The organism is Salmonella sp. SAL4457, assembly GCF_046548235.1.
GTDB classification, from domain to species: domain Bacteria; phylum Pseudomonadota; class Gammaproteobacteria; order Enterobacterales; family Enterobacteriaceae; genus Salmonella; species Salmonella enterica.
In genome coordinates this window covers 1-264 of sequence record NZ_JBGDZO010000652.1, presented here as the reverse complement: position 1 = coordinate 264, position 264 = coordinate 1, and the positions used below count along the sequence as shown (strand labels likewise).

Here is a 264-nt window from a genome sequence, read left to right as displayed (position 1 = left end):
GACTTCAACAAGCTGAAGAAGACCTTCGTCGAGTTCCTCCACAACCTGCCGTTCTACGGACTGGCGGTGATGTGCGTGGATGATCCGGTTGTGCGTGAGATCCTCCCGCAGATCGCCCGCCCGACCGTGACCTACGGCCTCAGCGAAGACGCCGACGTGCGCGCGATCAACATCCGCCAGGAAGGCATGCGCACCTGGTTCACCGTGTTGCGCCCGGAGCGCGAGCCGCTGGACGTCTCGGTGAACATGCCCGGCCTGCACAAC

General features: G+C 63.6%; 1 protein-coding gene. It reads left to right on the top strand.

Annotated elements, in window-relative coordinates; all coding sequences use genetic code 11:
* Window positions 1-264, top strand: a 264-nt coding sequence (locus ACLJNW_RS25810) for a Mur ligase family protein (RefSeq protein WP_410961452.1), incomplete at both ends; no start/stop codon positions are given.